Origin of the sequence: Epibacterium ulvae (assembly GCF_900102795.1) — a bacterium.
GTDB lineage: Bacteria > Pseudomonadota > Alphaproteobacteria > Rhodobacterales > Rhodobacteraceae > Epibacterium > Epibacterium ulvae.
Genome location: NZ_FMWG01000001.1, coordinates 233,367 through 259,857 on the forward strand (window position 1 = coordinate 233,367; position 26,491 = coordinate 259,857).

Annotated in this window: 27 protein-coding genes; 8 read left to right on the forward strand and 19 right to left on the reverse strand. The window is 52.6% G+C overall.

The annotated features are described in order from the left end of the window. The first annotated feature begins 2 nt into the window (after positions 1-2). Positions 3-782 carry a succinate dehydrogenase iron-sulfur subunit gene (locus BLP79_RS01185; protein ID WP_090214975.1) on the forward strand — a complete coding sequence of 260 codons (780 nt, stop codon included), beginning with the start codon at positions 3-5 and terminating at the stop codon, positions 780-782. 169 nt (positions 783-951) lie between these two features. Here BLP79_RS01185 and BLP79_RS01190 read toward each other — a convergent pair whose 3' ends face one another. From BLP79_RS01190 to BLP79_RS01220, 7 genes are read right to left on the reverse strand one after another with little or no spacing between them, the layout of a single operon-like run. Then, on the reverse strand, positions 952-1,263 hold the full coding sequence (locus tag BLP79_RS01190; protein WP_090214979.1) for a hypothetical protein: 312 nt from the start codon (positions 1,261-1,263) through the stop codon (positions 952-954). A gap of 2 nt (positions 1,264-1,265) precedes the next feature. Continuing rightward, positions 1,266-1,652 carry a response regulator gene (locus BLP79_RS01195; RefSeq protein WP_090214982.1) on the reverse strand — a complete coding sequence of 129 codons (387 nt, stop codon included), beginning with the start codon at positions 1,650-1,652 and terminating at the stop codon, positions 1,266-1,268. 46 nt (positions 1,653-1,698) lie between these two features. Continuing rightward, positions 1,699-2,538 (reverse strand): CheR family methyltransferase, encoded by an 840-nt coding sequence (locus tag BLP79_RS01200; protein ID WP_090214984.1) that lies wholly within the window; start codon positions 2,536-2,538, stop codon positions 1,699-1,701. Positions 2,539-2,540: 2 nt separating this feature from the next. Then, positions 2,541-3,029, reverse strand: coding sequence for a chemotaxis protein CheW (locus BLP79_RS01205; RefSeq protein ID WP_090214987.1), 489 nt, complete (start codon positions 3,027-3,029; stop codon positions 2,541-2,543). Then, entirely contained in the window at positions 3,013-5,139 is a 2,127-nt protein-coding gene (locus BLP79_RS01210; protein ID WP_090214990.1) for a chemotaxis protein CheA, read from the reverse strand. Before BLP79_RS01210 ends, BLP79_RS01205 begins: the two co-directional genes overlap by 17 nt. A gap of 1 nt (position 5,140) precedes the next feature. Continuing rightward, positions 5,141-5,515 carry a response regulator gene (locus BLP79_RS01215; protein ID WP_090214992.1) on the reverse strand — a complete coding sequence of 125 codons (375 nt, stop codon included), beginning with the start codon at positions 5,513-5,515 and terminating at the stop codon, positions 5,141-5,143. Then, the gene (locus BLP79_RS01220; protein WP_090214994.1) at positions 5,512-5,799 is read right to left on the reverse strand and encodes an STAS domain-containing protein; all 288 of its coding nucleotides are present in this window, start codon (positions 5,797-5,799) and stop codon (positions 5,512-5,514) included. Before BLP79_RS01220 ends, BLP79_RS01215 begins: the two co-directional genes overlap by 4 nt. Before the next feature lie 236 nt (positions 5,800-6,035). Here BLP79_RS01220 and hisD point away from each other — a divergent pair, with 236 nt between their 5' ends. From hisD to BLP79_RS01235, 3 genes are all read left to right on the forward strand, one after another. Then, on the forward strand, positions 6,036-7,337 hold the full coding sequence (gene hisD / locus BLP79_RS01225; RefSeq protein ID WP_090214996.1) for a histidinol dehydrogenase: 1,302 nt from the start codon (positions 6,036-6,038) through the stop codon (positions 7,335-7,337). A 97-nt stretch (positions 7,338-7,434) separates the two neighbouring features. Then, positions 7,435-7,914: a UPF0262 family protein gene (locus BLP79_RS01230; RefSeq protein ID WP_090215000.1), complete on the forward strand. Its 480-nt coding sequence runs from the start codon at positions 7,435-7,437 to the stop codon at positions 7,912-7,914. Between the two features lie 3 nt (positions 7,915-7,917). Beyond that, entirely contained in the window at positions 7,918-8,379 is a 462-nt protein-coding gene (locus tag BLP79_RS01235) for an arsenate-mycothiol transferase ArsC (RefSeq protein ID WP_090215002.1), read from the forward strand. A gap of 27 nt (positions 8,380-8,406) precedes the next feature. On the opposite strand, the gene BLP79_RS01240 is transcribed toward BLP79_RS01235, so the two are convergent. Both BLP79_RS01240 and BLP79_RS01245 read right to left on the reverse strand, forming a co-directional pair. Next, positions 8,407-10,374, reverse strand: a complete 1,968-nt coding sequence (locus BLP79_RS01240; protein ID WP_090215005.1) for a protein meaA — start codon at positions 10,372-10,374, stop codon at positions 8,407-8,409. Positions 10,375-10,489: 115 nt separating this feature from the next. After that, positions 10,490-11,863, reverse strand: coding sequence for an FAD-binding oxidoreductase (locus BLP79_RS01245; protein WP_090215009.1), 1,374 nt, complete (start codon positions 11,861-11,863; stop codon positions 10,490-10,492). Positions 11,864-12,083: 220 nt separating this feature from the next. Between BLP79_RS01245 and BLP79_RS01250 the strand changes: the two genes are divergently transcribed. The 4 genes from BLP79_RS01250 to BLP79_RS01265 all read left to right on the forward strand — a co-directional run bounded on the left by BLP79_RS01250 (position 12,084) and on the right by BLP79_RS01265 (position 17,511). Beyond that, entirely contained in the window at positions 12,084-13,505 is a 1,422-nt protein-coding gene (locus BLP79_RS01250; protein ID WP_090215654.1) for a 1-acyl-sn-glycerol-3-phosphate acyltransferase, read from the forward strand. A gap of 129 nt (positions 13,506-13,634) precedes the next feature. Then, entirely contained in the window at positions 13,635-14,924 is a 1,290-nt protein-coding gene (gene ccrA, locus BLP79_RS01255; RefSeq protein ID WP_090215012.1) for a crotonyl-CoA carboxylase/reductase, read from the forward strand. 198 nt (positions 14,925-15,122) lie between these two features. Then, a complete protein-coding gene (locus tag BLP79_RS01260) occupies positions 15,123-15,920 on the forward strand; it encodes a helix-turn-helix transcriptional regulator (RefSeq protein ID WP_232716337.1) in 798 nt (265 codons plus the stop codon). Positions 15,921-15,978: 58 nt separating this feature from the next. Continuing rightward, positions 15,979-17,511, forward strand: coding sequence for an ATP-dependent DNA helicase (locus BLP79_RS01265; RefSeq protein ID WP_090215015.1), 1,533 nt, complete (start codon positions 15,979-15,981; stop codon positions 17,509-17,511). A gap of 153 nt (positions 17,512-17,664) precedes the next feature. Here the strand turns inward: BLP79_RS01265 and BLP79_RS01270 are convergent, their stop codons facing one another. From BLP79_RS01270 to BLP79_RS01320, 10 genes are all read right to left on the reverse strand, one after another. Then, entirely contained in the window at positions 17,665-18,429 is a 765-nt protein-coding gene (locus BLP79_RS01270) for a TIGR02186 family protein (protein WP_090215018.1), read from the reverse strand. A gap of 1 nt (position 18,430) precedes the next feature. After that, complete coding sequence (locus BLP79_RS01275) at positions 18,431-19,351, reverse strand: sulfite exporter TauE/SafE family protein (protein WP_090215020.1); 921 nt, start codon at positions 19,349-19,351, stop codon at positions 18,431-18,433. A 252-nt stretch (positions 19,352-19,603) separates the two neighbouring features. After that, complete coding sequence (locus tag BLP79_RS01285; protein WP_090215024.1) at positions 19,604-20,611, reverse strand: ABC transporter permease; 1,008 nt, start codon at positions 20,609-20,611, stop codon at positions 19,604-19,606. Continuing rightward, positions 20,611-21,705 carry an ABC transporter permease gene (locus tag BLP79_RS01290; RefSeq protein WP_090215027.1) on the reverse strand — a complete coding sequence of 365 codons (1,095 nt, stop codon included), beginning with the start codon at positions 21,703-21,705 and terminating at the stop codon, positions 20,611-20,613. The genes BLP79_RS01285 and BLP79_RS01290 overlap by 1 nt, the downstream gene beginning before the upstream one ends. Next, complete coding sequence (locus tag BLP79_RS01295; protein ID WP_090215029.1) at positions 21,706-23,235, reverse strand: ABC transporter ATP-binding protein; 1,530 nt, start codon at positions 23,233-23,235, stop codon at positions 21,706-21,708. Beyond that, positions 23,232-23,588 carry a nuclear transport factor 2 family protein gene (locus BLP79_RS01300; protein WP_090215031.1) on the reverse strand — a complete coding sequence of 119 codons (357 nt, stop codon included), beginning with the start codon at positions 23,586-23,588 and terminating at the stop codon, positions 23,232-23,234. The genes BLP79_RS01295 and BLP79_RS01300 overlap by 4 nt, the downstream gene beginning before the upstream one ends. Positions 23,589-23,607: 19 nt before the next feature. Beyond that, positions 23,608-24,606, reverse strand: a complete 999-nt coding sequence (locus BLP79_RS01305) for a BMP family lipoprotein (RefSeq protein WP_090215033.1) — start codon at positions 24,604-24,606, stop codon at positions 23,608-23,610. Between the two features lie 141 nt (positions 24,607-24,747). Then, positions 24,748-25,185, reverse strand: a complete 438-nt coding sequence (locus BLP79_RS01310) for a GNAT family N-acetyltransferase (RefSeq protein ID WP_170830435.1) — start codon at positions 25,183-25,185, stop codon at positions 24,748-24,750. Next, positions 25,178-25,774: a tRNA (adenosine(37)-N6)-threonylcarbamoyltransferase complex dimerization subunit type 1 TsaB gene (gene tsaB, locus BLP79_RS01315; RefSeq protein WP_090215035.1), complete on the reverse strand. Its 597-nt coding sequence runs from the start codon at positions 25,772-25,774 to the stop codon at positions 25,178-25,180. The genes BLP79_RS01310 and tsaB overlap by 8 nt, the downstream gene beginning before the upstream one ends. Then, the gene (locus BLP79_RS01320) at positions 25,764-26,327 is read right to left on the reverse strand and encodes a NifU family protein (protein WP_090215037.1); all 564 of its coding nucleotides are present in this window, start codon (positions 26,325-26,327) and stop codon (positions 25,764-25,766) included. Before BLP79_RS01320 ends, tsaB begins: the two co-directional genes overlap by 11 nt. Between the last annotated feature and the right edge of the window lie 164 nt (positions 26,328-26,491).

Sequence of the window (26,491 nt, forward strand, 5' to 3'; positions counted from 1 at the left end):
TCATGGTCGAATTCGCACTTCCGAAAAACTCCAAGATCACCACCGGTAAAACGTGGCCCAAGCCGGAAGGCGCAACCAATGTGCGTAAGTTCCAGATTTATCGCTGGAATCCGGATGACGGGAAAAACCCACAGGTCGACACGTATTTTCTGGACATGGACAAATGTGGTCCGATGGTTCTGGATGCGCTGATCAAAATCAAAAATGAGATTGATCCAACGCTGACCTTCCGCCGCTCGTGCCGTGAAGGTATCTGTGGCTCATGTGCGATGAATGTCGATGGTATCAACACGCTGGCATGTATCTATGGTCTGGACGAGATCGTTGGTGATGTGAAAATCTACCCGCTGCCGCATATGCCGGTGGTGAAAGATCTGATCCCGGATCTGACGCATTTCTATGCGCAGCATGCCTCGATCATGCCCTGGCTGGAAACCAAAACCAACCGTCCTGCGAAAGAGTGGAAGCAGTCTATTGAAGACCGTAAGAAACTGGATGGTTTGTACGAATGTGTGATGTGTGCCAGCTGTTCAACATCCTGCCCCAGCTATTGGTGGAATGGCGATCGTTATCTTGGCCCAGCCGCGCTGCTGCATGCTTATCGGTGGATCATCGATTCCCGCGATGAAGCCACGGGAGAGCGCCTGGATGATCTGGAAGACCCGTTTAAGCTTTATCGCTGTCACACGATTATGAACTGCGCGAAGACATGCCCAAAGGGTCTGAACCCTGCAAAAGCGATCGCCAACATCAAAAAGATGATGGTTGAGCGTACGCTCTAATTGATTTTTCGTAGATATTTAAACCCGCCGCACGATTTCGCGCGGCGGGTTTTTCTATGCGCTGATCATTGCGTTAATGTGAGAAATGGAAGGTGGTAAAAGTGTACAAGTTGCTATGCGAAACGCCGCCCTTTGTTATGGGGCGGCGTTTATTTGATGGTATCTGGGATCAGGCGTTGCTGGACAGTCTGTTCCGGAGTTTTTCCAAGGTTAAGGCTTCACTCGCTTGTACCAGATCTGCGGTTCCCGTTTCTTCGGCCAATTCCCCAACCCTATCGTAGAACTGAGACATGCCCGCGAGTGTTTGGGAAACCAAGTCAAAGTCTTGCAGGGCCTGAAATTCCTTGCTTGTGGGTTTGGTTCCCCGTTCGAACACTGTGAAAACAACATCTTCCAGAATCTGCACCTTTTGCTGTAGGTCACGCATTTCCTTGGCGGAAACGGCGCACAATTCATTTATGGTGTTGACCGGGTCTTCCATGTTCAGAGCCGTCCTACCACTTGCTCGATAGCCTGTTTCATTGTTGCAACCGTGAAAGGTTTGCGAATGATATTGTTCAGGCCCAGCTTTTTGCCCACTTCGATGACTTCGGGCGTTGGTTTACCTGTTACCAGAATAAACCCAACACGTTGGGTTGCCTGATTTTCACGAACAGCCTTCAAAAGACCAAGGCCGTCCATTCCGGGCATGTTATAATCAGACAAAACCAGGTGAACCGGTGTCTTAGAGAGTTTCTGAAAAGCCGATTGACCATTGTTTTCAACCAGGTAGTTTTTGATGCCCAATTCATCCAAACATTGGGTCAAAATACCACGGCTAGTTGACATATCATCGACGACCATGACGCGCAGCTGATCTTTTAAGCTCATTTTCGGTTCCTCATTTCCCGTTTCTTTTAGACTGGAGGTATCCGTCTTAGGTGGGGTTGTTGATGTAGGTTGTGACACCTGCGGTGGTTAAATGTGTAGCGGCTGGACCGGACATACGTTCAGAATGTCCGATGAAGAGATAGCCGCCTGGGTTTAGGGCTTTTTGGAAAGCGCTCCAGACCTTTTGTTGTGTGGGCGTATCAAAGTAGATCGCGACATTCCGGCAGAAAATTGCATCGAATTTCCCTTTAAAGGGGAAGGGCTCGATCAAGTTCAATGTGCCAAAGGTAATCATGGACCGGATGTTGTCGGGCATCGTGTCGCCCGTTAGATCCTTGGGTTTGTATTCCTTTGGCAGCTGCGCCAGATCATCAAGCTGATATTTGGCAGCTTTAGCCGTGTTTACGACAACGGGGTCAATATCTGTTCCCAGAATTTTGACGTCCAAGTTGCTGACCTCTGGACACATTGACCGCAGCAACATGGCGATTGAGTAGGGTTCCTGACCAGTAGAACATCCCGCGGACCAAATTCTGACACGCCCGCCTCGACGTGCCTGCTCCAGAAGGGGGGGCAGAGTTTCGTCGCGTAGCGTGTCAAAATGGTGTGGCTCACGGAAGAAGTGAGTCACATTTGTTGTCAGCAGCGACAATAGTTCGTTGCGCTCTTGTCCCGCATTCGGTCCATCCAGCTGTTTGATATAGCTTTGAAAATCCGTAATGTTCAACTGGCGCAAGCGGCGCGCCAAACGTGAAGAAACCAGAGGTTTCTTGCTGCTGGACATCGCCAGACCAAAATTCTTGTGTGCGAACTCTGCGACTTTTTCAAAGTCTTGGTCCGACAACGAGAACTCTTTGGATTGAGAGGGGGGCAGAGGCTTGTTCATGGTTATAATAGAACCTGCTCAGGGGCAGTGATAACGGCATCAAGATTGATGATACGTACCATGCTCTCGTTGTGGGAAATGATCCCTTGAATATATTCCATCGTGTTGCGGCTATCGACCTGAGGCGTGTCTTGAATCTCTTCCGGATTGATCGAAATAATCTCGGATACGGATTCTGCCAAAAGGCCGACCTGCTTGCCATGCACCGCTACAACAATAACAACATTGCGTTCGCTTGCTTCGGTCTGTTGCAGACCAAAGCGTGCAGAAAGATCATAGATCGGGATCACTGCGCCACGTAGGTTCATCACCCCCAGCACATCTGAAGGAGCATGTGGCAAGATGGTCACTGGAGACCATCTGCGGATTTCACGAATTTGCGTGATCTTCAGACAGAACGCTTGGCCTGCAACCGAAAAGCTGACGAACTCGCTAAATTGGGTATGTTTGACTTCGTGGTCAAGTTGTTGAATTTCAGCTTGCGATGGCATTGCTAATTCTCCGATCTGTGTCAAAACCTGCTGCCGAAGGCGAGGCGGCAAGGATGCTTTCGGGGTCGAGGATCATAGCGATCTTACCATCCCCGAGGATGGTTGCTGCGGCGACACCTGGGATGTTTCCACAGACACCGTCCAGGCTTTTGATCACCACTTGGCGTTGGTCATAGATGTCGTCGACAGCGAGCGCGCTGCGTTGACCTGTTTCAGTTTCGACCAGAAGGTAAACCCCTGGAGGCTGGTCGTAGTGTTGGCGGAGGCCCAGGGCATCTGCGACATCACAAATCGGTACAAAATTGCCGCGAATTGACAAAAGCGTACCGTCTGCGCCCAGATTGTTGATCATCTCATCGCTGCCCCGCATCGTTTCAACGATAGAGGTAATGGGCACCACCATGGTCTGATCTGCGACAGAGACGACCATGCCATCCATAACCGCAAGTGTGAGTGGCAGAATGATCGTGAATGTAGATCCTTTGCCCGGGGTTGAAGAGATGTTAATCCGCCCACCGAGCCCGGTTACGGCGTTTTTGACAACGTCCATGCCAACACCGCGGCCTGACAGGTTGGAAATCTCTTTTGCGGTCGAAAACCCGGGTAGGAACAAAAGATTGTCGATTTCATTGTCGGTCAGTTCGGCGTTTTCAGGGATCAGCCCTTTGTCAATCGCAATCTGTTTTACACGCGGACGGTTCACACCGGCGCCATCATCTCTGATCTCGATGCAAACACTACCTGACCGGTGTGATGCGGTGAGGCGAATCTCACCTGCGTTTGACTTGCCTGCAGCAGCGCGGTCTTCGGGTTTTTCGATTCCGTGGTCGACTGCGTTGCGAAGAATATGCGTTAATGGGTCAGACAGCCGTTCGATAACTGTTTTGTCGACCTCTGTCGCTTCTCCTTCGGTGACCAACTTGGCTGTTTTGCCAGTGGCCGAAGAGGCTTCTCGTACAATCCGTGCCATACGCTGGAACAGCGGCTTTACCGGCTGCGCTCGGATTGACATGACCCCTTCTTGGATGTCGCGAGCGAGATTTTTGAACCCTTCAAGTTCTGTCTCGACTTCGCGCACATCACCAGCATCCAGGTTGGCAATTTGCTGGGCCAACATGGAATGATTGATGATAAGTTCCCCAACAGCGTTGATTAGCCGGTCCACCCGCTCAAGATCGACACGGAGCGTAGGCTTTGGCCCGGCCTTGGCGGTCTCGGCTTTTGGGGGAGAAGCTTTTTCTTCGACAGGGGCCGAAACCACAGCTTCAGGTGCGGGGGCCGGCTCTTCAAAAGGGGCTGCGGGTGCCGCGTCCCCAGAGGCGTCGGGATCAGTGCCAAAGGCTGCATTCAAAGCGGCCAGTGCATCGGTGTCTTCTGCTTCATCGGCTTCGGATTCGATTGTCAACTCACACAAACCTTCAACAAATTCGAAGACAGCTTCGATTGCGCTTCGAGGTTCATTCGAAACCAGAGTGAGATCCCATGCAAGATAGCTTTCGTCTGCATCGAATGCGTCGAAACCTGGTAGCTCGCTTTCATTAAGGCGCACAGACAGTTCACCCAGTTCGGACAGAGCCTGGAACAGGAAAAACGGTTCGTTCCCAGTGCCATACATGTCCTTTAGCGGCTGAAACCGAATTTCGTAGGCGCGCTCTGTCGTATCTTCGATGAGCGGCATAGGTGCCATTGCGCCACCCAACCCCATAGGTTCGAAGGTCAGATCTTCTTCTTCTTCTGGGATGTATTTGGCGAGTGCCTCAATCAATACGTCATGATGCGCTTCGTCGGTTGTGCCGCCATCACGTGCGGTTGCGACAAGATCGGCCAGATGGTCGCTTGAACGCAGCAGCAACTGGATGAGTGCGGCATCAAACTCTAACTTGCCGCTGCGCAGCTCATCAAAGACAGTTTCGAACTTATGGGCAAAGCCAACCAGTTCATCCAGGCCAAAAGCCCCTGCACCACCTTTGATCGAGTGAACTGCGCGGAAAATCGCATTTACGACTTCTTGGTCATGCTCCCCGCCTTCAATGGCGGTCAGACCCTCGTCCATTGCTTCAAGGAGGTCTTCGCACTCCTCAAAGAATGTATCTTGAATCGACCCGGACATCTTATGCCGCCGCTCCTGTGACGCGTTTCAGAGCAAAAATGAGAGATTGATCATCAAACGGTTTGGTGATCCAACCGGTTGCACCAGCGGCACGTGCGCGCGCTTTCAGTTCAGGCGCGCTTTCGGTGGTCAGAACCAAGATTGGCACCTTGGAGTTGATGTCAGTGCCGCGCAGTTCTTCGATCACGCCAAAGCCGTCAAGATTGGGCATGTTGATGTCGGTGATTACGACGTCAGGTGCGACATCACCGTACATATCTACGCCATCGCGACCATCTACGGCGCAATGATATTCAAAACCTGCTTCTTCTAGAGCGGCTGCAAGCAAATTCCGGATAGTGCGGGAATCGTCGATTGCCAGAACTTTGGTTTTCATGCTGTTTCCTCGTCTACAAATCGTGTGGGTTCCAAACCCAGCATGGTCAGGGATTTGCGGCACGTTTCAGTGATGTTCGTGACGGCAAACCCTACCTCTTCCGAACGCCATTGCTGCTCTGCACTTAAAAGCAGTTGCAGGCAGCGCGATGGCATAACCTTGGTGTTGCTGCAGTCGATCTCGACTGCTTTTGATTGCGCTCCGCGCAAGAAATCGATCAGAGGATCAAGTTCTGCAAAAGCATTGGGTAGATCCAATGTGAATTTTTGAGTTTCCACCGACATATCCAGCGATTCGCACCCCCGTTGTTGGCGACAGATTTGAATTTCGATGACCTATTGGTATGCGCTGGGCCTTAATATTTGATTGCCGCGAAATCAGAGTCTGGGCCTGGTTGCCCATTCTGGATGATTTTCTTGTGTGAACTTTGCTGGGTAGGGCTGGATATCCACATCTTTATATCTGGCCCTCTTGAGCCCTTTGGCTGGCAGGGCTATGCCAAACGTAAAGGAGAGCCGTCATGCCTGTTTTTCTCAATACACAAGACCCAGACTTTGAAACTGGCTTTGCGACATTGTTGAGCGCGAAACGCGAGGACAGTCCTGACGTTGATGCGGTTGTTGCAGACATTATTTCTGACGTGCGTGCACGGGGAGATGCTGCTGTTCTTGAGCTGACGGAGAAGTTTGATCGTTTGAAACTGTCAGCTGAGACGCTGCGATTCTCGGATGCTGAAATTGATGAGGCCATAGAAAAGGTCTCAGCCACGGATCGGGCGGCGTTGGAGTTGGCGGCAGAACGAATTCGCGCCTATCACCTGCGTCAGATGCCCCAAGATGAAGAGTGGCAAGATGCGGCAGGCGCCACGTTGGGTTGGCGATGGTCGGCAGTATCTGCGGCCGGTCTTTATGTGCCTGGAGGCCTTGCAAGCTATCCATCTTCGGTGTTGATGAACGCGATTCCAGCAAAGGTTGCGGGCGTGGCGCGGCTGGCGATCACAGTGCCAACCCCGGATGGGCTGGTCAATCCTTTGGTGCTGTTGGCGGCACGCCTTGCGGGTGTTGATGAGGTTTATCGCATTGGGGGTGCGCAAGCCGTGGCAGCTTTGGCCTATGGGACGGCAACGATTGCACCGGTTGATAAAATCACTGGCCCCGGGAATGCATTTGTTGCGGCCGCAAAGCGGCGGGTGTTTGGGAAGGTTGGCATCGATATGATTGCGGGCCCATCAGAAATTTTGGTCATCGCAGACAAGAATAACAATCCGGACTGGATTGCGCTCGACCTGTTGAGCCAAGCAGAGCATGATGAAAGCGCGCAGTCTTTGCTGATCACCGATGATGCCGCCTTTGGACAGGCCGTTGCAGAGGCAGTTGATGCGCGTCTAGAAACGTTAGAGCGCCGCGCCATTGCGGGACCAAGCTGGCGTGATTTCGGTGCCATTATCACAGTGCGTGATTTGGATGAGGCCGCTGCGCTGTCAAATCGGATTGCGCCTGAGCATCTGGAACTTTGTGTTGCGGATGCGGATGTTTTGAGCCTGAAAACGGTTCATGCCGGGGCAATTTTCCTAGGACAGTATACGCCCGAAGCCATTGGCGATTATATCGGCGGGCCGAACCACGTGTTGCCAACTGCGCGTTCTGCGCGCTTCTCGTCTGGTCTCTCGGTCATGGACTTCCTGAAACGTACAACGCTAAGCAAGATGACCCCTGAAGCGCTGCGCGCGATTGGGCCTGCTGCAGAGGCGCTGGCCCAAAGCGAGAGTCTTGAAGCGCATGGTCTGTCCGTCCGTGCGCGTTTGGACGGTCTGAATAGCTAATCCTGCGCTTAGGTCGATTGGATCTACTGCTAACGCATTGTCTGCGCGGCGGCCTTGCGTTAGCAATATGTGTCGCTGTTTCATTGAGGGTCGCACGATGAGCCGTATCAGTAAGATCGAATTAGACGATCGCAATCTTCCACCGCCGACACCTGAAATTTCGCAGGAACGTAAGGTGGCTATTTTTGATCTAATTGAAGAGAATAGCTTTGTCCTGCCTGCGCGTGAGGATCGCGTGGTGCCAGAAGGCCCTTATCATCTTGATCTGGCGATTCGTGATAAACGACTGGTCTTTGATCTGGCAACTGAGGCTGGCGACAAAGCTGCAGAGTTCCATCTGTCGCTGTCTCCCTTTCGGCAGGTTGTGAAAGACTACTACCAGATCTGCGAGAGCTATTTTAATGCTGTGAAGACTCTTCCGCCCAGCCAGATTGAAACAATTGATATGGCGCGGCGTGGGATTCATAATGAAGGAAGCCGCGTTTTGCAGGAACGTTTGGACGGGAAGGCTGAGGTCGATACTGATACAGCACGCCGTCTGTTCACCCTGATTTGTGTCCTGCACTTCGGAGCTTAGACCTTGGAGAAACTGCCGCAGTCAGTTCTGTTTTGTTGTGATCATAATGCCGTCCGCTCGCCTATGGCCGAAGGGATCATGAAAAAATTCTATGGCACTGGCACTTATGTTCAGTCTGTTGGTGTCAAAAACGACATGGAAATTGATGGATTCAGTATCGCAGTTTGTCAGGAAATCAATGTTGAGCTGAGCCGTCACAGATCCCGCTCCTTTGATGAGATGGAGCAATGGGGCGATGACCTCTCCTCTTTTGATCTTGTGGTTGCCTTGTCCCCTGCAAGTCAGCGCCGCGCCCTGGAGTTGACGCGTTTCTTTCATTTGGATGTGGATTATTGGCCGATTATGGATCCAACTGGGTTGGGCGAAAATCGTGAGAGTAAATTGCAGATGTATCGTCAAAGCCGCGATCAGATCATCGAAAAGCTGATTTCGCGTTGGGGAGACCCAAAAGAGGCCTTAGTCTGATTTTGGCGATGTGGAAAAGGGGAGCGCTTAGGTGCTTTCTTCTGCCAAGGTGACGATATCGCCCATGATCGCGTTCAACTGGAAGTTTTTGGGGGTGAAGACCCGCGACACACCCATTTCTTTGAGCCGTTCCGCATCTTCGTCGGGAATGATGCCCCCTACAATCACCGGCAGATCTGATAGACCCGCGTCTTTCAAGCGCTCCAAGGTCTCTTCGACAAGCGGAATGTGGCTCCCAGAGAGGATGGAGAGCCCCAGCACATGCGCTTTGTCCTGCTGGGCGCTTTCAACCAATTCTGCGGGCGTCATACGGATCCCGTCGTAGGTGATATCCATGCCGCAATCGCGGGCACGGAACGCAATTTGCTCGGCCCCGTTTGAATGGCCATCAAGTCCCGGTTTCCCCACAACAAATTTCAGTCGCCGCCCCAATTTGTCGCTGGCGGAGTTGACGGCTTCTCGCAGATCTTCCAATCCTTCGGTCTGGTTGGAAACGGAAGCTGACACGCCGGTTGGTCCGCGATAGGTGCCATAGGCCTTGCGCATTTCTTCGGCCCATTCGCCGGTTGTCACCCCGGCTTTTGCAGCCGCAATTGAGGGCTCCATGATGTTTTTGCCTGTTGCGGCAGCCTCTCGCAACGCGGCCAGAGATTGCGCAACAGCATCAGTATCACGGGCGGATTTCCAGCTGTTTAGTCGGGAGATTTGTTCTTGTTCGACGGCTGGATCAACAACCATGATACCGCCGTCTTCGGTTTGTAGCGGTGAAGGTTCGCCTTCAATCCAGCGGTTTACCCCGACGACAGTGGTTTCGCCGCGTTCAATCCGGTTCAGGCGTTCAGCGTTGGAATCAACCAGCCGCGACTTCATGTATTCGATAGAAGCGACCGCGCCGCCCATAGCTTCAAGGTTTGCCAGCTCAGCGCGTGCCCCCTCTTTTAGAGCCTCTACTTTGGTGTCCACCACAGGGTTGCCATCAAATAGATCGCCATATTCTAGAAGATCGGTTTCATAGGCCAGAATTTGCTGCATTCGCATGGACCATTGCTGATCCCAGGGGCGGGGCAGGCCAAGCGCTTCGTTCCATGCAGGGAGCTGCACAGCGCGGGCACGCGCTTTTTTCGACAGGGTAACGGCCAGCATTTCGATCAGAATGCGGTAGACGTTGTTTTCAGGCTGTTGTTCCGTCAGACCCAATGAATTCACCTGCACGCCATAGCGGAAGCGGCGGAATTTTGGTTCTTCAACACCATACCGTTTCTGGCAAATCTCGTCCCACAGGTCGACAAAGGCGCGCATTTTGCACATCTCGGTCACAAAACGAATACCTGCGTTTACAAAGAAAGAAATACGCCCGACCAGCGCGGGGAAATCTTCAGCGGGCACACGCGGTTTGAGCTCGTCCAGAACGGCCTGCGCCGTTGCGAGCGCAAAGGCAAGCTCCTGTTCTGGCGTCGCACCCGCTTCTTGCAGATGGTAGGAACAGATGTTCATCGGGTTCCATTTGGGAATGTTGTGATAGCAGTATTCTGCCACATCCCCGATCATTTTAAGGCTGGGCGCCGGAGGGCAGATATAAGTGCCACGGCTGAGATATTCTTTGATCAGGTCGTTTTGGACAGTGCCCTGCAATTTAGAGATATCAGCGCCCTGTTCTTCGGCAGCGGCGATATAGAGCGACAACAACCACGGAGCCGTCGCATTGATCGTCATCGAGGTGTTCATCTGTTCTAGGGGGATCTGATCAAACAGCGTGCGCATATCGCCAAGATGGCAGACGGGAACGCCAACTTTGCCGACCTCTCCACGGGCGAGAACATGATCGCTGTCATAGCCAGTCTGGGTGGGCAGATCAAACGCTACGCTCAACCCGGTCTGACCTTTTGCCAGATTGGCGCGATACAGCGCGTTTGAGGCGGTCGCGGTAGAGTGACCGGCATAGGTTCGGATCAGCCACGGGCGGTCTGTCTTTGGGGTCTGCTGCGTCTGCGACATGTCCAAGCCTTTCAGATTTAGAAAGCAACTATATTTCCATTTTGTAGCTTAAACAGTAATTTTAAATCTTTGTCAATTCGCTGCGTTGCGGCAATGGATCAGGTCTTATTGACTGTTACACAATCTTCCCGGGGTTCATGATGTTGTCGGGATCAATGGTTTGTTTCAGTTTGGCCATCAAATCGTAGGCGGCGCCGTGTTCTTCAGCCATATAGGCTTTCTTACCTGTTCCGACGCCGTGTTCCCCGGTGACTGTGCCGCCAAAGGAGAGCGCAGCGCGATTGACCGCTGAAGCGAGTGTTTTTGCGCGCGCCATTTCGTCTGTATTGTCAGGTTCTACCAAGATCAGGAGGTGAAAGTTGCCGTCACCCACGTGGCCGACCAGCGGTGCCACAAGGCCTGATTCTGCGATGAGCTTTTTGGTCTGTGCGATGCAATCTGCAAGCGCTGAAATTGGGACACAGCAGTCGGTGACGACACCTTCGCTGCCCTTACGGAGGCTTTTGCCGGCATAATAGGCATCATGCCGTGCCTGCCAAAGACGATTGCGATCTTCGGTTTTTGTCGCCCAGGTAAAGTCCGAGGCCTTAAATTCATCAGCGGCTCTTTGGAACATTTCAACCTGTTCAGCGACACCACGTTCCGATCCATGGAATTCGAGAAAGAGATGAGGTTTCTCTGGGAGTTTCAGGTCCGGGTTAAAGATATTCATACCCCGCATCTGGACATCATCTAGCAATTCAATTCGTGCCATTGGGATACCCATTTGGATGGCCATGATCACGGTGTTGACCGCATCATCAACGGTATCAAAGGCGCAGGTCGCTGCCATGATGGCCTCTGGTTGGCCAAAAAGACGCACGGTCAGTTTGGTAATGATGCCCAGTGTCCCCTCTGATCCGACAAACATATGCGTCAAATCATAGCCTGACGAAGATTTGCGGGCGCGCGTGCCTGTTTCAATGATACTCCCATCGGGCAAGACAACTTCAAGCGCGAGAACATTCTCGCGCATTGTCCCATAGCGTACAGAGTTGGTGCCCGAGGCGCGTGTTGCTGCCATGCCTCCCAATGTCGCATCTGCGCCTGGATCGACAGTAAACATCAAACCTGTTGCGCGCAGTTCATCATTCAGTTGTTTACGTGTGACACCGGGCTGTACGATCACGTCTAGATCACTTTCATTAATCTGTAGCACTCGGTTCATCTGACTGGTGTCGACGCTGATCCCGCCATGAATGGGAATAACATGGCCTTCGAGCGAGGTGCCGACGCCAAAAGGAACCATCGGGATCTTATGTGTCGCGCATATCTTTACGACATGAGCGACCTCTTCCGTGGAGTTTGGAAAGGCAACTGCATCTGGTAACGCGGGCGTGGAATAGGCTTCATCGCGACCATGGGCCTCGCGCACTGATACTCCGGTTGAAAGACGATCCCCCAGTAGAGACTTTAGCTCTAAAAGGGCGGTTGACAGAGAGTCCTGCATCAAATGGCATCCTTATCTGAAGCGGTTTTTATGCGCTGACAAACCGGAAGCGATCACAGGTTGGCGCGCATGAAGCGACCCTAACAATCCGACCTCGCTTGGCAAAGTGCGCAAGAACCTGTGATATGCGTCAGCGGTGTTTCATCAAGGTGGCGCAGCATTGGATATTTGTGCGCGGTCCTCTTGTAATGTATCTGCGGCTGCGCAACATGGGGGCTTGATGTCACAAACAGTTGAACTTCCTCTTTGGCTCTTTGCGCTGATCCTGGTCTTTGCTGCGGTCACCTTTGCCTCCCATTTTTTGTTTCCCTCTGTGCGCTGGTTTTTTCGCCGCCGTCTGGAGCGCGCTGTTGCGCGGTTGAATCAAAGGTTGGAACGGCCAATCCAGCCTTTTAACCTGACCCAGCGTCACGATATGATTCAGCGCCTGATCTTTGACCCACAGGTGACGCAGGCGATTGCGGATCATGCGCATGCTGAGGGAATCCCGGAAAATGTCGCTTTTCAGGAAGCCCGGCGCTATGCCCGCGAAATTGTGCCTTCTTTCTCGGCGTTTACCTATTTCAGTCTTGCAATTCGGGCAGCGCGTTTGCTGTCTAATGCGGTGTACACTGTGCGATTTGGTCACCAACGCAGCGGATCACTGCGGGCTATCGATCCGGATGCAACGGTCATTTTTGTCATGAACCATAGATCCAATATGGACTATGTTCTGGTCACCTATCTAGCGGCTGAGCGCTCTGCTTTGTCCTATGCTGTGGGTGAATGGGCGCGGGTATGGCCGCTTAGTGGCCTTATTCGTGCGATGGGGGCTTATTTTATCAGGCGCCGCTCGCGGAGTGGCCTGTATCACAAAGTTCTTGCAGCTTATGTACGGCTGGCCACACAGGCGGGGGTCACTCAGGCTGTGTTTCCCGAAGGGGGGCTGACACTGGATGGCCGGATTGCCCCGGTAAAGCTTGGCCTTTTGCGGTATATGGTGGAAGCGTATGATCCAAAACGGCGGGACGTGGTGTTCGTACCGGTTGCGTTGAACTATGACCGCGTTTTGGAGGATAGCGTTTTGACATCCGCTGCGCGCCGGGGACAGCGGAGATTTCGTGCGCGCATTGGGGTTATTGCATTGCGCCTGTTGCGGCAGCTTGGACTTTGGCTGATTGGGCGGTATCGCCGAGCAGGTTTTGCAGCAGTGAATTTTGGCGAGCCCTTAAGTTTGCGTGCGTATATGGAAGCCCATCCCACTACCGCAGAAACAGAGAGTGCGGTTGTGCGTGGTATCGGACATGAACTTATGGTGCGGATCGCGCGGAATATGCCCGTGCTCCCAGTGCCTTTGTTGTCTTGGGTATTGTTGAACGCAGGGGATCAAAGCCGTGCAACGCTTTTGGCGCGCGCTGAAGATATTCTTGCCACCTTGTCAGGGGGTACGGTTGCGGCCCGGAAGGTGGATTCAGGACTGGCTCTAGAGCAGGCGCTGGTCCGTATGCAGGCCCGAGGGTTGCTGGATATTCGCGAGGGCTGGGTCACGATCGAGGCTGAGCGCCTGGATGGTTTGCAGTTTTATGCGAATTCGATTGCTCATCTTATCCCTGCCAAGATGTTGGCAGAGCAGAAGGAAAATGCTGCGAGTGCGAACACATGATAATTTTCATAGGACATAAAATTACAAAATAACACCCAAAGGGGTTGCAATATTACTCATCCATTTTTATTCCTATCCGTGAAGCTGCGATTCTGCATCGCAGCGAAATCATGTGTGAAGGAGGCCAGCATGGCTTTGGATACTGAAAACACCGCCCTGTCCTATGACGCGCCCGAAAAAGATCTGTATGAGATGGGAGAAATCCCTCCGATGGGGTACGTGCCAAAGCAGATGTATGCTTGGGCCATTCGCAAAGAGCGCGAAGGCGAGCCTAATAAGGCAATGCTACAGGAAGTTGTGGATGTACCAGAGCTGGACAGCAACGAGGTGTTGGTTCTCGTTATGGCAGCGGGCGTGAACTATAATGGTGTTTGGGCCGGTTTGGGTGTGCCGATTTCGATGTTCGATGTGCACAAACAACCCTACCACATTGCGGGTTCTGATGCGTCGGGTATCGTTTGGGCTGTGGGCGATAAAGTGACACGCTGGAAAGTTGGCGATGAAGTTGTCATCCATTGCAATCAAGATGATGGGGATGATGAGCACTGTAATGGTGGTGATCCGATGTTCTCTAATTCGCAGCGGATCTGGGGTTATGAAACACCTGATGGATCTTTCTCACAGTTTACACGGGTTCAAGCGCAGCAGTTGATGCCACGCCCTAAGCACCTGACTTGGGAAGAAAGCGCTTGCTACACCCTGACCCTTGCGACGGCTTATCGTATGTTGTTTGGTCATGAACCACATGATTTGAAGCCGGGCCAGAATGTTTTGGTTTGGGGCGCGTCTGGTGGGTTGGGCTCTTATGCGATCCAGTTGATCAATACGGCCGGTGCAAATGCAATTGGTGTGATCTCAGATGAAAGCAAGCGTGATTTTGTGATGGGCCTTGGTGCCAAAGGTGTCATCAATCGCAATGATTTCAATTGCTGGGGACAGCTGCCAACGGTCAATACGCCTGAGTATAACGATTGGCTGAAAGAAGCGCGGAAGTTTGGTAAGGCGATCTGGGAGATCACGGGCAAGGGCGTCAACGTCGACATGGTGTTTGAACACCCTGGTGAAAAGACGTTCCCGGTGTCTTCTCTGGTCTGTAAAAAAGGTGGCATGGTTGTGATCTGTGCGGGCACCTCTGGATTTAACTGTACATTTGACGTGCGCTACATGTGGATGCACCAAAAACGTTTGCAAGGGTCGCATTTTGCCCATCTCAAGCAAGCGTCTGCTGCAAACAACTTGATGGTCGAGCGCCGTTTGGACCCATGTATGTCAGAGGTATTCCCTTGGGCAGAGCTGCCAGATGCACATATGAAAATGCTGCGGAACGAGCATAAGCCGGGGAATATGTCTGTGCTTGTACAGGCTCCGCGCACAGGATTGCGAACATTGGGCGATGTACTGGAAGCGGGCAGAAGCTAAGTTTTGTAACTCTTCCAGCCATACATTGGTGAGATTTCCAAAGTCGAAAACACTGAAGGCTCTTCCTAATATGGAAGGGCCTTTTGCGTATTTGGTTAATTTTCAATCAAAAAATGTGCGTATTGCGCACCAATTGGGGAAAATAAAAACCATTTTAACGATCTGTATACGTTCTCATTGACCTCTGAGGAGTGACCCGTGAAAACACATCTGAGCCCAGTGCAAGCTGGCTCCCTTCTTATGAAGGAAAATAAGTATGGGGAAACAGGTGGTTATATGTCGGGCGGCGACTCTCTTGACCAGATCTTAAATAGTATCGAAGCGGTTACACATTTGAATGGCCTTGACGATATTATGCTATGTGCGCGTTCTGCGTTGCAGGTCAAACATGCTGCTTATCTTTGGATAGATGCCAATGGGCAAAACTCGTATTTTGGTACCTTTCGCGAGTCTTGGTCCAAACGCTATCGAGATGCGGCAATGGTACGAGTCGACCCTGTCATAACAGGGTGTTTCCAACGATTTGCTCCAGTGGATTGGCGTGCTTTTGATTGGACTTCAAAATTGGCGCACTCCTTTTGGGCAGAGGCTGAAAATCAGGATGTGGGCACCCAAGGATATTCGATTCCCGTGCGGGGTCCGCAAGGACAATTTGCACTGCTGTCGCTTACGCATAGTTGTGACGATCATATGTGGGGTGAATTTACTGCCGCCCACGGGCATGATTTGATCCTGCTTGCCCATTTTTTACATCGTAAAATTCTTAGATTGGCAACGCAGGATGCGACCGCAACGAAAGCTGCGCTGTCGCCGCGTGAAGTTGACGCGCTGACATTGCTTGCCTTTGGCCACAGCCGCGCACAAGTGGCCGAAATGCTTTCGATTTCCGAACATACTTTGCGGGTTTATATCGAAGGTGCACGTTCTAAACTGGAGGCAACGAACACCACACATGCGATTGCCCGCGCCACAAGCAACGGGTTGATTGTTGTGTAGTTCATTTGATGTTCTACCTGCTCTGGTACTTGTCATAACAGATCTATAGGGTCGCGCCATGACAGGAACAGCCATACAATTTTCAGATGATCAGGCCGCTGCATTTGACAGTGTGACCGAACTGTTACGCCAAGCGGGCGTTGATCTTGATGATGGGCTTTTGCAACCACCGCGTGGCGATTCTGGTGTCATGGCTGTGATCGGAAAAGCGGGCTCTGGGAAAACACTTCTTTTGGCAGAGCTTTATAAAGCTCTCGAAGAGTCCGGGGTAGAGGTTGTTTCGGGAGATTATGAAAGTCGGAAAAAGACTGAACGGCGCACGCTAGCCATTCTTGCGCCAACCAACAAAGCGGCGAGTGTTTTGCGCCTGCGGGGAGTGCCTGCAACGACCATACACCGCATCCTCTATACGCCGGTCTACGATCCTGAATACGAAAAGGTCGCGGAATGGCTGGCGGGGCAGGGGGAAGAGCCCGAGATTGAAGGGCTGACGTCTGAAGTCCTGGCACGCGCTGCGGCATTTTATGAAAAGAACAAATCAATTCCAGGCGCCTTAGCCGTTGCAGGCTTGCGTGGATCGGACTTCATCACGGGATGGAAACGCCGGGATGAGCCGTTGGATATTGGTTTTGTCGATGAGGCATCCATGCTGGATGATCGGCAATTTGATGATTTGAAAGAGATCTTTCCAAACCTTGTGCTGTTTGGAGACCCTGCCCAGCTTGCCCCTGTGAACCAATCTGGATCGATGGTGTTTGAAGGCCTGCCACAGCCGCGCCAATTGGTCCTTAATCGCATTCACAGACAGGAAGCTGACAATCCAATTTTGGATCTTGCCCATGCTCTGGCTGATCCGCAACTTGGATTTGAGGATTTTGAGCGGATGGTTGAAGATACTGCACGTCGTGATGAGCGGGTGGTCTGGGGCCAGCGGGTTGAGGTTGATTTGATGGCGCGTTCTCCGGCATTGGTATGGCGCAATGCAACCCGTATTCGTCTTATCAATGCGTTTCGTAATGTTTATGGCGCGCCGGAAGATGAGTTGTTGCCTGGAGAACCCTTGATCTGTGATGGGCTGGAACTGCCGCTTAAACATCGCAAAAAACGTCTGGATCTGGAAGCGCGCGGTTTGATCAAAGGGGCACAGGTGATCTATTTGGGACCGGGCCGTAAACCGGGATTTTCTAGGTTACATGTGATGGGCGCCGAAGATCCGCAGGTTTCTGCGGCATCCATTGTGAAGATTGAAAAACCCGATGAAGACGAACCTTTTATTCCCTTTGCAGCGCGTATGGGGGCGACATTCCTGCATGGTGCAGCTGTAACCATCCACAAAGCACAAGGTTCACAGTGGGATACTGCTCAGGTCTTTGCACCTGATATTTATGCGGCCGCACGTATGGGGCGTGTTGAAGCAGGGCAACCTTTGTGGAAACGCTTGGCCTATGTGGCAATCACACGCGCACAAGAGCGGCTGATCTGGGTGGTGCGGAATCGTTTGGCAAAGCCATCAGATGTGCTGAGGGTTGATGACCTTAAAACTGCGCCTGTCGCACTGCAGCTGGAAACACAGACAAATGACGAAGGTTAGAGATTAACCAACAGCAGATGCGGGCCCTTGGGTGAATGTTTAAACAGGTAGGGCTCCCGCCGACTGATACAGGCCTAGGGCCAGTATCCAGTTGTTGGGCGTGGCATCTGGCCTTGTGAGGCAAGACCAGATGCGGTTTCGCCATATCTGACGTCAGCCGCTTTTGATCAGACGGAAGACTGCAGAGGCGCTCCACCCAGCAAAAATCGCGATGGCCAGAGACATAATACCATAGAGAAAGGGCTGTTCACGTGACAGATTGAACAGGAAGCGCTCTAGCCCTACCTTTTGCACATTGATCAAACCTTGATGTTCGGTCACTACCTTACCGTAGCGGGTAAGGAGCACGCGCACTTTATATTCGCCCTCTGTCAAATCTGGCGGCATTTCAATGTCGGTGCGAAAGAGTGTCTGTTGGTTCACCTGAACACTGTTTTCGTTCAGAGCATATTTGTCACCGTTTTCGCGAATGCGGATCACCGCATCGACAAAATTGCTGGTTTCTTTGGCATGACCTTCAGATTCGTGAGCTTGAATGGCGCGCTGAACAGAGACGCGATAGGCTTTATCTTCTTCGTCGCGAAGAATTTCATTAAAGGGCGCACTGGTTGCAACTGCATAGAAATCGGGAGCAGATGCGATTTCAGCTGCATCGGCATTGGCCCAGATCCCAAATTGCCTTTCTTTACGTCTTACAGTGAGCGGGTTTTCTGGGCCTGAAAGGGTGACAATCACCTGAACCGGCGCGCCTTCAGGCACGGCAAAGTCTCGTTTGATTGCGCCGTAGATCAGAATGTCTGAGCCGTCGAAATCTGTGGTGATAGAGACTTGATCCTTGCTTAGACCAAGAACAACCTGTTCTTCACTGGCTTGTACAGGCAGTGCACAGCAGAGTGCTAAGATGAAAAAGCGCCACATGTTAATGTCCTCCACCACTGCCAAGGGAGTAGAGTTCTGACGGCATAATCAACAGATCCAATGCCAGTTTGCCACAAACAGCCATAACCATCAGTGCGAGGAGAATACGAAGCTGTTCCGCTTTGAGGTAGACACCAATACGTGTGCCAATTTGTGCACCGATTACACCGCCGACCAACAGAAGAACCGCGAGGACAATATCAACCGTATAGTTCGTTGTCGCATGCAGCATGGTGGTAAAGCCAGTGACCATGATGATCTGGAACAGGGAGGTCCCAACAACCACTTTGGTGGGCATGCCGAGAATGTAGATCATCGCAGGCACCATGATAAAGCCTCCGCCGACCCCCATGATCGCAGCCAAAATTCCGACGCAAATGCCAACCAGAACGGGAGGGATGACCGAGATATAAAGGCCTGACGTGCGGAAGCGCATTTTGAACGGCATGGTATGAACCCAGCCGCGCTGACGTTTTTTAGGAGCACCTGCAGTTGGGCTTTTAGATTTGCGGATTGCGTTTAAGCTTTCGATGAACATCAAGCTGCCGACAATCCCTAGAAAAACCACATAGCAGAGTTTGACCAGAAGATCGACTTGCCCAAGGCTTTTGAGATAGTTGAACACAACAACCCCGATGGCTGCTCCCATCAAGCCTCCGACTTGCAGAACCACGCCCATCTTTATGTCTACCGTTCGTCGTCGAAAATGGGCCAAGACGCCAGAAAATGACGATGCAACGATTTGATTTGCCTCAGTGGCAACTGCAACCGCAGGTGGGATGCCGATAAAGAAAAGAAGCGGGGTCATCAGAAAGCCGCCGCCAACACCAAACATGCCGGAGAGCACGCCTACGAGGCCGCCTAGGCCAAGTAGGAGAAAGGCGTTTACGGAAACTTCTGCAATTGGAAGATAGATTTGCATGAGCTTTGTTAGGCCGTGGTTTGGAACAAAATCAACAGAAGATGCCGCTTTGCTGCATTCTGCGTCTTCTATGTCGCAAGTGACAGGTGGATTAAAGATCCAGATAGGGACACCCGATGTTCCAGACTGGCCAATAATTGAGACCAAACGTCTCATAAATTGTGCAAATAGTCAATCATCTATGCAAATGGCACGCGATAAAGAAAACCCGGTTGATTTAACCGGGTTTTTTGCATCTTTTTACTGTGGTTCTTATCGTTCCTTGACGTAGGGTTCGCCGCCAGCTTTAGGTGGCACGGCTTTGCCGACGAACCCGGCAAGAATGACTACTGTTAGTATGTATGGCAGAGCTTCCATCAGCTGAACTGGTACAGACACACCAGCGATATTGATGCTTTGAAAACGTAACGCGAGTGCTTGCAGTAGACCAAACAAAAGGCAGGCAGATAGGGCATGCCAAGGGCGCCATTTTGCAAAAATCAAAGCGGCGAGAGCGATAAATCCACGACCTGCAGTCATCTCTTTGACAAATCCAGCCTGCAGGGCTGTTGCCAGATACGCGCCCGCGATACCGCATAAGACACCACAAATGCCCACAGCTGCAAAGCGCAGACCAACAACTGAGATACCAGCGGTATCAACCGCTGCTGGATTTTCGCCCACAGCGCGCAGGCGTAGACCAAAGCGTGTGCCAAAGAGCACCCAAGCTGTCAGAGGTACGGCCAGAAATGAAAGGTAAACAAGGATAGAGTGGCCAGAGATCAGTTCGGAGTAGACCTGTTGCAAGGGCGAGGCCTCGGCCAGCAGTTGCGACAGTGGACGACCTGCAGCCTCTGCCTCGGATGCGCCGATCGCAAACGGCAGCTCTACTGGTGCAAACCGGCCCCCTCCGATCAAAGAGGGGGTTCGGCCCCCTTGCTGAAACCAATCCTGAGCAATCAAAACAGTGATGCCTGCCGCAAGAAAGTTGATTGCAACACCAGAAATCAACTGATTGCCCCGGAAGGTGATCGAGGCCAGCCCGTGAAGGCCTGCGAGTACGAGGGAAGAAGCGATGCCCGACAGCAAGCCGAGCCAAACGTTTCCGGTTAGTGCCGCCACGGCTGCCGAGAAAAAGGCAGCAATCAACATTTTACCTTCGAGACCAATGTCGAAGATCCCCGCACGTTCAGAAAACAGACCCGCAAGGCAGGCCAGCAATAAGGGGGTAGACAGGCGAACGGTACTGTCCAGAACCTGGACCAGGGTCAGAAAATCCATCAGGCTTTCTCCTTCCGTACCGCAATGAACAGCTTTTCAAGCGGCATGCGCACCATGTTATCCAGTGCCCCGGTGAATAGGATAACCAAAGCTTGGATCACGACGATCAGTTCGCGTGGAATAGAACTCCACAAAGCGAGCTCTGCGCCACCTTGGTAGAGGAAACCAAACAAAAGCGCTGCAAGGAAGACGCCAAAGGGATGATTGCGCCCCATGAGAGCAACCGCGATGCCAATGAAGCCTGCGCCTTCGGTTGAGTTCAGAACCAGACGCTCGGCCTCACCCATGACGTTGTTGATGGCCATCATGCCGCAAAGCGCGCCAGAAATCAGCATGGCGATCATGGTGATTTTCAAAGGGGACATGCCCGCGTAGCGTGCGCCGGATTCAGATTTACCAAACGCGCGGATCTCATGGCCCAGCCATGTGCGCCAGATCAACAGCCAGACAACAAAACAGGCCGCAATAGCGACCAAGAGGCTGACGTTTGCCGGGGCAGATTTGGAAAAATTAATTCCCAAAGGCAAAAGGATTTCATGCAGCGAGGGCAGGTGGATCGCTTCAGGGAAGCGCGCTGTTGCAGGATCCATCGCCCCTTGGGGTTTGAGGACATTGACCAGCATGTAGTTCAACACTGAAAAGGCAATAAAGTTGAACATGATGGTGGTGATCACCACGTGGCTGCCACGCTTGGCTTGCAAATAGGCGGGGATTGCAGCCCAGGCTGCGCCAAACAGACCCGCGGCAATGGCGGCAACAATCAAAGCAATCGACCAATGTGGCCAAGGAATGAAAAGGCAGATAAGCGCGACACCAAGTCCGCCGAGCATCGCCTGACCTTCGCCGCCGATGTTGAACAGGCCCGCATGGTAGGCAACAGAAACTGCTAGGCCTGTGAACAGGAAATTTGTTGCGTAATAAAGCGTATATCCCCAGCCGTAGGTAGACCCCAAGGCGCCGGTGATCATTGTTTTCACCGCTTCAATCGGGTCTTCACCTATTCCAAGAATCACCAATGCGGATAGGGCAGCGGCCAGAAGCAGGCTGATCAATGGGATCAGCACTACATCGGCCCATTTGGGCATTTTTTCCATTTACGCGGCCTCCCCCGCGACGCCAGCCATCATCAGGCCGAGTGCTTTTTCATCAGTTTGATCAGCAGGGCGTTCGCCCATGATCTGGCCATCGAACATGACGGCAACCCGATCAGACAGGGACAGGATTTCTTCTAGCTCAACCGAGACCAGTAAAATTGCTTTGCCTTGGTCGCGAAGAGCCACAATTTGTTTGTGAATAAACTCAATCGCACCAATGTCCACACCCCGTGTGGGCTGGCCAATCAGCAAGAGATCGGGATTGCGTTCAATTTCACGCGCGACAACGATCTTTTGCTGGTTCCCGCCTGAGAAGTTCTTGGCGGCAAGCCATGGATCTGGGGGGCGGACATCAAATTTGGCCATTTTGGCCTCCGTATCCGCGCGCACCGCAGCATTGTCCATCAACAGCCCTTTTTGGTATTCAGGCGACCGGTGGTAGCCAAAAGCCACGTTTTCCCAAGCATGGAAATCCATAATGAGGCCTTCGCTTTGGCGATCTTCTGGCACATGGCCAATATGCGCTGCACGGCGCGAACGGCCATCAGCACCCAGCCCGCTGAGCGGAAGGGGATTGCCATGCAAACGCACGGAACCTGTGCCGACGGTCATGCCGCCCAAGACTTCCATCAGCTCTGATTGGCCGTTTCCAGCAACCCCTGCTATCCCAAGAATCTCGCCGGCACGTACTGTCAGGTCGATCCCTTTAACGCGCTCTACACCTGCGTCATCTACGACGCGCAGGCCTTCGATTTCCAAGATCGGCGCACCCGGTTGTGCTGGAACTTTGTCCACGCGCAGCAAGACCTTACGCCCAACCATCAATTCTGCCAGCTCTTCTGGGCTGCTGTCTTTGGTTTTGACGGTTGCAGTCATCTGACCCCGACGCATCACAGAAACTGTGTCGGTGTATTCCATGATCTCTCGCATTTTGTGCGTGATGAGCAGGATTGTTTTGCCCTCACTGCGTAGCCTGTCGAGGATGCGGAACAGTTGATCCGCCTCTGAGGGTGTCAAAACGCCGGTGGGTTCGTCCAAGATAAGAATATCAGCCTGACGATAAAGTGCTTTGAGAATTTCCACACGTTGCTGCATGCCCACACCGATTTCGTCAATACGCGCATCTGGATCCACGTTGAGCTCATACTCTGCAGCAAGAGCTTTTAGGGCTTTGCGTGCTTTGGCGAGGGACGGGCGAAGTAATCCACCGTCTTCGGCTCCGAGGATTACATTTTCGAGCACAGTGAAATTTTCAACAAGCTTAAAGTGTTGGAATACCATGCCAATGCCTGCGGCAATTGCCGCTTGGCTGTCTGGGATCTCGGTTTTGTTGCCATTGATCCAGATTTCGCCACGGTCAGCTTTGTAAAATCCGTAGAGGATGCTCATCAGCGTGGATTTGCCCGCGCCGTTTTCACCGATGATCCCATGAATGGTACCGGGTTGTACGCTGATCGAAATGTCCTTGTTTGCCTGGACCGGGCCAAAGGCCTTGGAAATACCTTTGAGTTCAATTGCTGGTGCCGTCATTGGGGCTCCCCTAGCCCTATGAAACCGATCATACGAGTGATCTTACCTGCGGTATCGAGATCTGCGAAATATTGTCCGCGCATCATGTGTGTCCCGTTTGAGAGGAAATCCACAGTGACACGGGTACAAGACGCTGTCTGTGATGTCGCCACGACCCGAGCTTCCCCATCTGGCATATGCGCAGTGAACTGGGCAACATACTCAAGGAAGGCCGCCTGTCCGGTGACCACATCAGGTGTGTTAGGATCGGCATAGGTAAATTGTGGCCCAAGGGCCGCGGTCAGCTTGTCTGCGCGGCTCTCGGGCGGTAGGTCGCCCCAAGCCGAAAAGAATGTGGTGATACAATCTGTCATGGCTTGGGGCCTTTGCTGATTAGAACGACAGAGCGGGGCAGCTGTTGTCTGCGTAGTAGCTTGCGACGTTCAGCTCACCTTTGATGATCTGTTCACGTGCTGCATCGACTGCGGCTTTCATGTCTGCGCTGACCAGCGGGGCGTTGTTATCGTCCAGTGCGTAGCCAACACCTTCTTCGGCCAGGCCCATGGTGAATTTGCCGGTTTCCAGATCGGTGCCTGCTTTCATGGCTTCATAAACCGCAACATCGACGCGTTTTAGCATGGACGTCAGAACTTTGCCGGGGTGCAGGTGGTTCTGGTTGCTGTCAACGCCGATCGACAGGATGCCTTCGTCTGCTGCCGTTTGCAGAACACCAACGCCAGTGCCGCCAGCTGCAGCGTAGACAACATCAGCACCTTGGCTGATTTGTGCTTTGGTCAGCTCAGAGCCTTTCACGGGATCGTTCCACGCCGCGGGGGTGGTGCCGGTCATGTTGGCAACAACAGTGATGTCTGGGTTCACGGCTTTAGCACCCTGTGCATAACCGCAGGCAAAGTGGCGGATCAGCGGGATATCCATGCCGCCGATGAAGCCAACAGTGTCAGATTTTGACGCCATGGCAGCCATCATACCAACAAGATAAGAGCCTTCGTGTTCCGCAAAGCTTACTTGGCGCAGGTTCTCGCCGTCCAGCCAGTTTACGTCGATTGCAACGAATTTGGTGTCGGGATAGTCAGGCGCAACAGAGCTCAGCGGGTCTGCCATGCCAAAACCCATGGTGATCACGGGGTTAGAGCCTGCTTCCGCAAAGCGACGCAGAGCCTGTTCACGCTGGGCTTCGGATTGCAGTTCGATTTCACGGAAAGTTCCGCCTGTCTCATCGGCCCAACGCTTTGCACCATTATAGGCCGCTTCGTTAAATGACTTATCGAACTTGCCACCAAGGTCGAAGATCACAGCCGGATCAGCAAAAGCTGTACCTGCAGTGACAGCGATTGCGGCGGCCGCACCCATAAGAGATTTCATCAGACTCATGTAAGAGTACTCCCAGTTTGTTTTTGTTTGTGGGGTCGGTTTTAATAGAACTGACCGAGCGATTAAAGGCTCTACAAGTGAACCACTTTAGGACGTTGTCCTAGGGCAGGGTCAACAGCATTTTGATCATTTGGTAAGGTTTTATTTCGCGAGTGGAGAGAAAGTACGCTGCATCAGCACTGCGTCGACCAAAACGCCGTCTTTGCGCGCATAATATTCGTTGCGTCTGCCGCTGATCGCGAATCTTTGTGATTGGTATAAAGCCAGGGCAGCGATGTTGTCAGCAGCAACCTCCAGAAAGGCCTGTTCTGCGCCACGGCTTTGGGCTGCTGCCTGCCAGATTGGCATGAGGTTCGTCGCCAGCCCTTTGCGTTGATATTCGGGGTGAGTCGCTAGGGTAAGTAGCTCTGCTTCATCCGCGATAACGCGGACCAAGGCAAAACATCGTGAGTCTCCAGACAAGAAGACGAACGGGCTGTTCAGCAGAGTTGTAATTTCAGCCTCGGTCCAACAGCGTGTCTCCGTAAAGGCAAGAGCGTGTGTGTCCGCCAAATCTTTGATAGTGTAAAGGCTATTCATCGAGTAGTGGAGGTGGCGTATCGCGGCTGGGAGCGGCGTCAGCTGCACGCAGATAAAGTGGAGCGGGTGGGGTGGTTGTCGTTTTGTAGCGATTGGCGGTGTGTCGCGCTATTTGACCTGCTAGACCTGCGGGGCTGGCTGCGGGCGCAAAGGTTAAACCGGCACCGCGTGCAATATCGGAGGCTTCTTGGGCAGACATGAGACGCGGTGCTTCCCCGCGTGGCTGTGCATAAACCTGATCGCGGGGGGCAGGAATTGCAGGCAACTGCCCCACCTGCGCGCGCGCGTCAAAGCCGTCAACTCCCACCGCTGGAATATCTAATCCCAATGCAAGGCCGCGCGCAGCGGAAACTGCAATGCGAATGCCGGTAAAATTTCCTGGCCCGACGCCAACACCTATAGCTGTTAGATCTGACCAATTGATTTCGGCCTCTGACAGAATTTCTTCGAGCAGGGGCATTAGCCGTTCTGCTTGGCCGCGCGACATTGGTTCAATGCGTTCTAATAGGATGTCATCACCGCGCAACAAAGCGGCCGCGCAATGCGCGGCCGATGTGTCAAGCGCCAAAATGACTGGTTTAGAGGGCAACGGGGCGCACCTCTGCCACTTCGGGGATGTAGTGGCGCAGCAGGTTTTCGATGCCCATTTTCAAGGTCAGCGTTGCAGACGGGCAGCCTGCGCAGGCACCTTGCAGGTGCAAGTATACAATGCCGCGATCAAAGCCGTGGAATGTGATATCACCACCATCCTGCGCCACAGCAGGACGTACGCGACTGTCCAAAAGATCTTTGATTTGATTCACAACTTCAGCGTCTTCACCGTCGTGTTCAGCATGGGTTGGCGCCTGTGTTGCACCATCACTGATCACAGGTTGGCCAGATTGGAAATGCTCCATCACGGCGCCTAGGATAGCGGGTTTGATGTGATCCCAATCTACGCTCTCGTCTTTGGTGACCGTCACAAAGTCATTTCCGAAGAAAACACCGTTCACACCGGCAACGTCAAAGATACGCGTGGCCAGAGGAGAGCTTTCAGCAGCTTCTTTGCTAGGGAAATCAGCAGTGCCTGCGTCAAGCACGGATTGACCCGGCAGGAACTTCAGCGTCGCCGGGTTGGGCGTGGATTCGGTCTGAATAAACATGCAAAGTCTCCGTTGTATCTCCCCGGATATGAGGTCAGAGCTCTGGGAAGTCAAGTTTTGGAATGATTCTAAATATGGAGCGCAGGCCAGTGCACTTCAAGCCTTAAGTTGCCATATGCCCTATTCTGGCTGTATTTAAAGACAGGCAGGCGAGACGAGTTTCT